We start from the raw sequence: 9,327 nt of genomic DNA on the forward strand, positions 1-9,327 counted from the left end.
ATGAAAGCAGAAGACTACAGGTCGTTCATTGATGCCTGGGAAGGTCGCGCCACCATCCGCACTCGCCCACGCCGGATCGTCGAGAACGATGAAAAACTGATCTACCCACTGAGCCGCCAGCCTTTGGTGTTGAGCGAAACCTTCACCCGTGAGTGCCCGCACCTGCGTGATTACGCACTGGTGCAAAGCCTCTACAAGTTCATCAACGATGTCGTGATCTTTGAAACCGAAATTGTCGACAAGACCGCGCGCAGTATCGCCAAGGACAACTTCACCATCCGCTTTCCTTTTGCGTGTCGCTACGACGCCATGACAGTAGTGGTCGATGAGGATTACCACGCATTGGTGGCGATGGACTTCATGCAGCAGACCATCGCCCTGACGGGGATCGAACCGATTGAACTGCCCGATGAAATCGAGCTGAGCCGGGCCATTCCTGCCGCCCTCGCCCTGGCGCCGGAGCATCTGCGCAGCGCAGTGGAACTGATCTGCGTAGCCATCGCGGAAAACACCGTGACCAACGATGTGGCGGCCTTCGCCAAGGACGATTCGGTCAAGCAGTCGGTCAAGGGGCTGATGGCCGATCACTTGCTCGACGAGGGCCGTCACTCAGGGTTCTGGGCACGACTGGTGCGTATCTACTGGCACACCGCGCCCGAAGAGGATCGCGAATGCATCGCCCGCATCATGCCGACATTCATTGCTCAATATTTGACCAGTGATATCCAGCACGGCTTCGATTTCATCCTGATCGATCACCTGCAGGTCGCAGATTCCGTCAAGCAGGCGCTCAAGGATGAAATCACGGCGGTGAGCTTTCCCATCAATCGCCATCACCCTCTGATCGGCAATATCGTGCGCTTCTTCAAGAGCAGTTCAATGCTTGAAGATGCTTGCGTGCAGCGGGCGCTGGCCGACTATCTGCCAGCCCAGGGAATGCTGCAATGAAACGTCTGGAGATCGTGCTCATCGGTCATAGCCTGACCCTGAGCGAACTGCACACAGAACTGCTCGCACACGGACATGCGGTACATCGCCTGAGCGATCAGGCCGAGTTGAATGCGAGCCTTGTCGACAACGCCTCGATACTGATCGAAGACGGCAGCCTGGACATGAATGGCGAACGGCTCAAGGCATTCGCTAGCACCGATCACCTGAGCCTTCGTGTCGGCTTGAGTCCGAACTCAACCGATGGCCTGCCACGCCTTGAGTTGCTGTGCTGGCACGGTTCGGCCACGGCCCAGCACCTGATCGTGCGAGAGTGGCTGCCTGCTCAGGAGTCGGGCAACGGCCGTATGTTGCGCGACGCGGCAATCGCGGAGTGTGTCGACCAGACCGCGCTGCTGATCAGTCGCCTGTCCAGGGACGAGAAGTATTTCAGCACCCTGCCCACGACCACTCCCGCACAAAGCGAATGGCAGGATGGCCTGCAGGCGATAGATCATCTGCTGTTCAGGCATCGTCTGAATCAGACCGATCAACCGCATCTGCTGGAAGTGGCCCAAACGCCTCTGGTCGAACGCCTGGAGCAAAGCTTTCAGACCTTTGGCGAACGCTCGGCCCTGTCGATTGCCGGTCAGGTTTTCAGCTATCGGGAGTTGTACGCTCAAGGTGTCGCAATCCAGCGTCATTTACTGCCGCTGATTGAGGCCAGAGAGCAGACAACACCTGTGGTCATCGGCATTTGCCTGCCCAAGTCTGTCGCGTTGTATGCAGGCATTCTGGCAACTCTCGGCAGTGGCGCGATCTACCTGCCACTGGACCCCAGCCAGCCCGTTCAGCGCCAGCAATACATTCTGGAAAACTCGGGTGCCCTGCTGTTGCTGCATGACGGTTCGCATCCGCTGGCCAAGGCCGGGTTTCCCGCACTGGATATCGGATCGATCCAGGTGACGGAGCCAGATCAGCTTCTGACCAGGCCACTGACGCATAGCGACTCGCCGTGTATGGCGCTCTATACCTCAGGCACCACTGGCCACCCCAAAGGCGTGCTGCTCAGTCAGCGTAATCTCAGCCACTTCACTGCCTGGTATGCGGAGTACGTCAGCCTGTCCGAGCACTGCCGGGTGTTGCAGTTCTCGACACTGAGCTTCGATTCTTCAGTGATCGATATCTTCCCCACCTGGCTCAGCGGTGCAGAGCTGGTGATACCCGATGAAGACCAGCGACGTGATCCCCTGCGGCTGGTCAGCCTGCTGAAAGACCGCATCAGCCATGCGTTTCTGCCACCTGCATTGCTGAGTATCCTGCCGCTGGACGAGCCCTTGGGGCTTGAGCATGTGATGACCGGAGGCGACGTCTGCGAGCCTTATGTCATCGAGCACCTGACCCGGCAGTGCCACTTTCATAACCTCTACGGCCCGACCGAAGCCACGGTTCTGGTCACTGCCGGGCAGTTCCGGCCTGGCAGCAGCAACCGCAATCTGGGCCGACCGATTGCCAACAGCCAGGTCTGGATTCTGGACGAGCAGTTGCAACCAGTGCCGGAGCAGGCGCAGGGAGAGTTGTATATCGTCGGTCCTGGCGTGTGCCTGGGTTACTTGAACAATCCTGACCTGACAGCCGAACGCTATGTGACGCTGACCTTGCCAGACGGGCAGCAACTGCGTGCCTATCGCACCGGGGACATCGGCAAATGGACCCCGGACGGTATCGAGCTGGCCGGACGTCGTGACAATCAGGTGAAGATTCGTGGATTTCGGGTCGAGCCGGAAGAGATCGAGCACTGCCTGCGCAGCAGTCAGCTGTATCGGCAGGTCGCCGTGGTCGTCGATGGCCAGCGCCGCATCCTGGCCTTTGCTGCCCAGCCTCATGAGGCTGAAGAGGTCGCCCTGTCGGCATTGAAAGCGCACGTGCAACGCCTGTTGCCGGACTACATGCATCCCGGCGCCTATACGGTATTGGCGAACATGCCATTTGCCAGTAACGGCAAGATCGATCGCAAGGCCCTTCTGGAAATACCAGTGAGCTTCGCAGACCAGCAACCCCGCCGCCTGCCGGAAACGGAGCAGGAGCAAAAGCTTCTCGAACTGTGGGCAGAGCTTCTTGAACTGCCCATCGGGGATATTTCCACCGACGAAAGCTTCTTCAATCTGGGTGGCCATTCGATCCTGCTGTCGCGCATGTTGCTGGGGATTCGCGAACGGTTCGGGCGCAGCATTCCCATCAATCGCTTTATTGAAGCGCCCACCGTGCTGACGCTGGCGAGCCTGATCGAAAGCGAAGGCGTTTCGAGTTACACCGTCAGCCCGCAAGCGCTGCTGGACGCCAACGCCGATCTGGAAATACCGGTGCTGCCGATCAGCAGGCTGGGCGATGTCCACAAAGTCATCGTGACCGGTGCCAATGGTTTTCTCGGCGTGCATATCGTCGAAGCGCTGCTGGCCTGGGGAGCGAGCGAGATTGCGTGCCTGGTGCGCGAAGGCTCGGGGCAAAGCGCACACGAACGCTTCGTTCAGTCGTTGCGGGAAAACCGGCTGGAGCATCTGGACCTGAGCCGGGTAACGGTCTATCCCGCCGACGTCACCCAACCGCAGTTGGGTTTGAGCGATGCCGTGTATGAGCGACTGGATCGGGACTTCGGCGCACTGGTGCATAACGCGGCCAATGTGAACCATGTCCAGGATTACGAAACGCTTATCCGTGACAACGTGGCACCGGTCTTTGAATGCCTGCGACTGTGCGAGGGACGCAGCAAGAAGATCTTCAACTTCGTCTCGACACTGTCGGCCTCCAGCGCCGTCGATACCGCGGGCAGTGTGCTGGAGCAACCTGCCGCCGCCACACCGCCGATCTACATCAAGAACGGTTACAACCTGTCCAAATGGGTCGCGGAGCGGGTGTTGCAAAGGGCCAGAGAGCAAGGCGTGTGGGTGAATATCTACCGCCCCGGCAACATTGCTTTCAACAGCGTCACAGGCGTGTGCCAGCCACAGAAAAACCGCTTGATGCTGATGCTCAAAGGCTCCCTGCAACTTGGCAAGGTCCCGGAGTTCGCCATGAACTTCGACCTGATGCCGGTGGACTTCCTTGCACGCTTCATCGGTTTCCACGCCAGCCGCTATCAGGCCAGCCGTGCGGTATTCAACCTCCACAACCCCGAGCCCTTGAGCTGGAACAGTTACGTGGATGCCTTCCGCGAAGCCGGACGCGAGTTCGAGATGGTCAGCGTGGCGCACTGGCAAACCCAGCTCAACCGCGTCGATAGCCAGAACGCACTGTTCGGCGTGCTGGGCTTCTATCTGGACGGTTTCGAGGAAGATATCGGCGACATCTCGATGATCGAGTACCAGAACGCCCTGGCCGGCATCCGGCACATGGGTGAGCAATACCCGCAGAAAACCCCGGCGCTGCTGCGCAAGGGTTGCGACTACCTGAAAGAAATCGACTTTATCTGAACCATCGACAACCCAACACGAAACAAATGGAGAACGACATGAGCTCAATCAACACTCTGCAACCGGACACCCTGATCAAGAACCCGACACTGTGCAAAGTCGTCTCGGCAGTGGAAGTGCCGGGGGATGCCAACAGCGTCTGGGCGATCGTCGGCAACTTTGGCGGTTTCCAGGCCTTCATTCCGGCGCTGGAAAGCACTGAAGTCACCGGGAAGGGCGTGCGCTCGGTGCGCAAGAAACTGTTCAAGGACGGCAACGTGGCCATCGAACAACTGAACTCTCACGATAACAATGCGCGCTTCATGACCTGGTCGCTGATCTACACCAGCCTGCCCGTCGGCAATCTCTGGGCAGCGATGACCGTCCAACCCACTGGCGAGAACGATTCGGTTGCAACATGGACCATCATCGCCGAACCCGATCAGGGTGGGCCTGAAGCACTGCCGGCGTTCCAGGAATTCCTCCAGGGCTTCGCTGACAGCGCCATGGGTAACGTGCGCAGCCTGTTTGCCTGATTTGTTGCAGTGACCAAAACCCGCTCAGCGCCAGAAGCCTGAGCGGGTTCAGGCATTTGAGAGGTTGCAAATTGGCGGACGCTTTCACACAATGCGATTTATTATCATTCGCGCAGCGCTGGGATGGCGCGCCTCAATGCCTTCTCAGCACTCGGCCATACACATGCTCTACAACGATCACCATGGCTGGCTCCATTCATGGCTGCGCAGCAAACTGGGCAATGCCGCCGATGCGGCTGATCTGGCACAGGATACGTTTGTGCGGCTGCTCAATCGCAGCGAACTGCTTGAGCTGAAAACCCCACGAGCCTTCTTGCGTACCGTTGCCAAGGGCCTGGTCATCGATCACTGGCGCCGTGAAGAACTTGAGCGTGCTTATCTGGAAGCCATTGCTCATCTGCCGCCCCACGAGACACCTTCGCCCGAGTCCCGCGAGCTGGTTTTCGAGTTGCTGGAAAGCATTGCCCGAATGCTCGACGGCCTCAAACCGAAGGTCAGGCAAGCATTTTTGCTGGCCCAATGCGAGGGAATGCCGCACAAGCAGATTGCCAGACAGATGGGCGTGTCCCTGCGTTCGGTCGAGCGTTATATCGCCGATGCGCTTTATCACTGCTATGTACTGCGATACGACGCATGAGCCGTACCTTGCAGCCGTCTCGCCAGCGCCAGCCCTCGCCACAGGTTGTAAAACAGGCGATCCAGTGGTCCATGCGGCTGAACAATTCGTCAGCCGATCCAGGCCTGCGCAAGCAGTGTGAACAGTGGCGTACCGAACACGCCGATCATGAATGTGCCTGGCAACGTATCCAGACACTGAGCAATGAGTTGAACAGCAGCTTCCAGGCATTACCCGGATCGGGAGCCGCCTTTGAAGCACTGGAGAACAGCGCGCAACGACTGGGACGTCGACAAGCGCTGAAATTACTGTCCGGTATCGTAGTACTGGGCTCCGCTGCATGGATCTCCCGTGATATGGCGCCCTGGCAGCAATGGCAGGCCGACTTTGCTACCAACGTGGGTCAACGCAACAGTTACCGGTTGCAGGATGGCACACGTCTGCAATTGAACACCGACAGCGCGGTGGATCAGGACTTCAATACCCTGCACCGCCTGATAAACCTCACACGCGGGGAGATTCTGGTTGCCTGCGGGGCCGACTCGCAAAGTGTCGCGCCAAGGCCACTGCTGGTGCAGAGCCGCCACGGTCTGTTTGAAGGCATCAGCGGCCGCTTCGTCGTTCGTCAGGATCAGGACCGGACCCGTGTCAGCGTGACGGAGGGCAGCCTGATTATCCGCTCGCCTGCCACATCCCCGATAAACGTGAAGGCAGGCCAGAGTTATTCGGTTTCCGGACAGCGCGCCACCCTGCTCCCGGCACTGGATATGGAAGCAGGCGCATGGAGCGAAGGCTTGATCGTGACGAAGGATATGCGTCTGGGTGATTTCCTGGCGGAGGTCGGGCGCTATCGCCGGGGTTATCTGGGGTGTGCGGATGACATTGCAGACCTGCGGCTTTCCGGCGTGTTCAGGCTGGAGGATACCGACAAGTTGCTCGCGGTCCTGCCTCAGACTCTTCCTGTAAAACTCAGTTACCACACCCGCTGGTGGGTGACGCTACAGCGTCAGGCCTGATTATTTCTGGCGGGTTTCGCTCAGGTGTCCGGCATGGATATCAGTACCCCTATTTCTCTGATTGAACCTGACGGAACTGCCTCTCATGACCCGGCCTCAAGGTATCTCGCATTCAGTTTGTGCTGCCTCCGACTCACCAGCCCTGCGCACGGCCATTCGTGCAGCATTGGTCTCCATCGCTCTGGGCACGACGGTCTTGCCGCTTCAGGTGCAGGCCCAGGACAACGCTTCTTCAGCCAGCGTCGTACGCAACTACTCCATCGCGGCAGCACCACTGGGCGAGGCGCTGAATCAGTTCGCCCGGCAGGCGGGGATCACGCTATCCGCTACACCGGCACAAACGGCAGGCGCCCGCTCACCGGGATTGCAGGGTAATTATTCAATAGGTCAGGCCTTGAACATTCTGCTGGGTGGCAGCGGCTTGCAGGCCATCTCGCAAGATGGCAGCAGTTATGTCCTGCGGGCCGTTGAAGACCAGACACTGTCGTTGCCAGACACGGATATTCGCGGGTTTGCCCTGGGAAATGCCTTGGGCAGCATGGAAGGCTATAACGCCACCCACAGCCAGATCGCGACCAAGACCAGTACCTCGCTACTGGAAACCTCACAGTCCGTCTCGGTTGTCACCCGGCAACAGATGGACGATCAAGGTTCACAGACGGTTTCGCAAGCCATGCGCTATACCCCTGGCGTGCTGACCAATCCGTATGGAGCAACTCATCGGTACGACTATGTCGCGATGCGCGGCTTCAATGACGGGTCTGTGGATAACATCTATCTGGACGGTCTGAAGTCCATGGGCGATAGCGGGACTTACAGCACCATGCAGGTCGACCCGTACTTCCTTGAGCGGGTCGATATCCTCAAAGGTCCTTCGTCGGTGCTCTATGGTCGCAGCTCTCCGGGTGGCCTGGTGGCGCTGACCAGCAAGAAACCGCTTTATGAGCCTTATCACCAGATCCAGGCAACGGTCGGTACACAGGGTCAGCGAGGCCTGGCATTCGATTTCAGTGGTCCTGTGGATGAAGACAAACGCATTGCCTATCGCCTTACGGGGCTGACCGATAAATCCGACACCCAGTTCGATCATGTGGAAGAGAAACGCTATGCGCTGGCTCCCACCGTAAGCATCGACTTCAACGAAGACACTTCGCTGACACTGCAAGCCTATCTACAGCATGACCCCGAAGGTGGCTATCACGGTGGCGTGCCGGCGGATGGTGCGCTTCATCAACGCAACGGCCAGCGCATATCGGAGAACTTTTTCGATGGCGAACCAGGCGTGGATGGCTTCAGCCGTGACCAACAGTCATTCGGCTATCAATTCGAGCATCGCTTCAATGATGTCTTCACGGCACGGCAGAACTTCCGCTATCTGGATTCCAGGGTGAAGAACGAGCAGGTCTACGCCTATGGCTGGACCAGCGCGACCGGCAACGAACTGAACCGTTATTACTCCGGTGGCGATGAGCGTCTGCACGCATTCATCATCGATAACATGCTGCAGGCTGAGTTCTTTACCGGGTCGGTCAAGCATACGACGCTGCTCGGCGTGGACTATCAACGACGCAAGACCGTGGTTGACTGGACCAGCGGCGCAGTGACGTCCCTGGATGCTTTCAATCCCGTGTATGGAAACTCCGCAATCAGTTATTACAGCCCGACCAGTTACCTGCGGCGTCTGGAACAGACAGGCCTTTATGCGCAGGATTTGATTGAGCTCGACAAGTGGCGATTCTCCCTGGGTATCCGCCAGGATTGGGTGGAAACCTCCGACGAGAACCGACTGGCTGAGACAGGGCGTCCGGCAGGAACCGAAATCAGTGACAAGCGAACCAAGCTCACTGGCAGGGCCGGTGTGCTTTACCTGTTCGATAACGGAATTGCTCCGTACTTCAGCTATTCCGAGTCGTTTAACCCGAACTCTTACTCCGACAGCAGCGGTAATCCGCTGGCGCCTACGGATGGCACCCAATGGGAAGCCGGGATCAAATATCAGCCACCAGGCACAGACAATCTGTTTACAGCTTCAGCCTTCCATATCGATCAAGAAAACCTGGCTTCCAAGCTGCCTCAAGAAAACTTCTACCGTCCTGTTGGCGCAATACGCTCACAGGGACTGGAGCTTGAAGCTCATATTCAGCTGACCGATAACTTCAAAGTGCTGGGCAGTTACACGCTGACAGATATCGAATACTCAAAGTCGATGATCAGCACATTGAGTTCGGCGACCACTATCATCGAGAACAAAGGAAATTCACCCACCCAGGCCCCCAAACATATGGCTTCGGTCTGGGGTGATTATGCATTCAACAGTGGCGCTCTCGACGGGCTGCGTCTGGGCGGTGGTGTTCGGTATGTCGGCTATAGCTGGGCGGATGCTGAAAACACCATGAAGGTTCCAGCGTACACATTGCTGGATGCATCTGTGGGGTATGACCTGAGCAAGGTAGGGCTCAAAGGTGTTGATGTGCGGGTAAACGCAAACAACCTGACCAACGAATCCTATGTCGCGTCCTGCGCAAGCTTGAGCTTCTGTTATATGGGTGAGGAACGAAATGTGAGTGCGACCGTAAGCTATCAGTTCTAAATAGTTGCGTCGCTCGAAGCCAGCCTTCAGCAGTGGAGGCTGGTTTTTTTGTGTGTGGCTTTCGAGAGCCTGGGGATATCTTTGCTGGGAGCAGAAAGACAAAACCCCTGTCTGCGTCAGCAGACAGGGGTTTCGGAATGAATCTTGACGATGACCTACTCTCACATGGGGAAACCCCACACTACCATCGGCG

6 protein-coding genes are annotated in these 9,327 nt (G+C 57.8%); all 6 read left to right on the plus strand.

The window, feature by feature from the left end:
- The gene (locus ACODS3_RS06700; RefSeq protein WP_201004232.1) at positions 1 to 948 is read left to right on the plus strand and encodes a diiron oxygenase; all 948 of its coding nucleotides are present in this window, start codon (positions 1 to 3) and stop codon (positions 946 to 948) included.
- Positions 945 to 4,397 carry a non-ribosomal peptide synthetase gene (locus tag ACODS3_RS06705; protein ID WP_489033829.1) on the plus strand — a complete coding sequence of 1,151 codons (3,453 nt, stop codon included), beginning with the start codon at positions 945 to 947 and terminating at the stop codon, positions 4,395 to 4,397. Before ACODS3_RS06700 ends, ACODS3_RS06705 begins: the two co-directional genes overlap by 4 nt.
- 38 nt (positions 4,398 to 4,435) lie before the next feature.
- Entirely contained in the window at positions 4,436 to 4,912 is a 477-nt protein-coding gene (locus ACODS3_RS06710) for an SRPBCC family protein (protein WP_201004236.1), read from the plus strand.
- A gap of 136 nt (positions 4,913 to 5,048) precedes the next feature.
- The gene (locus tag ACODS3_RS06715) at positions 5,049 to 5,549 is read left to right on the plus strand and encodes a sigma-70 family RNA polymerase sigma factor (protein WP_201019025.1); all 501 of its coding nucleotides are present in this window, start codon (positions 5,049 to 5,051) and stop codon (positions 5,547 to 5,549) included.
- Complete coding sequence (locus ACODS3_RS06720; RefSeq protein WP_304575720.1) at positions 5,546 to 6,544, plus strand: FecR domain-containing protein; 999 nt, start codon at positions 5,546 to 5,548, stop codon at positions 6,542 to 6,544. Before ACODS3_RS06715 ends, ACODS3_RS06720 begins: the two co-directional genes overlap by 4 nt.
- Before the next feature lie 85 nt (positions 6,545 to 6,629).
- Positions 6,630 to 9,134, plus strand: coding sequence for a TonB-dependent siderophore receptor (locus tag ACODS3_RS06725; protein WP_489033830.1), 2,505 nt, complete (start codon positions 6,630 to 6,632; stop codon positions 9,132 to 9,134).
- Positions 9,135 to 9,327: the final 193 nt, after the last annotated feature.

It is taken from the genome of Pseudomonas sp. FG43 (genome assembly GCF_057809175.1).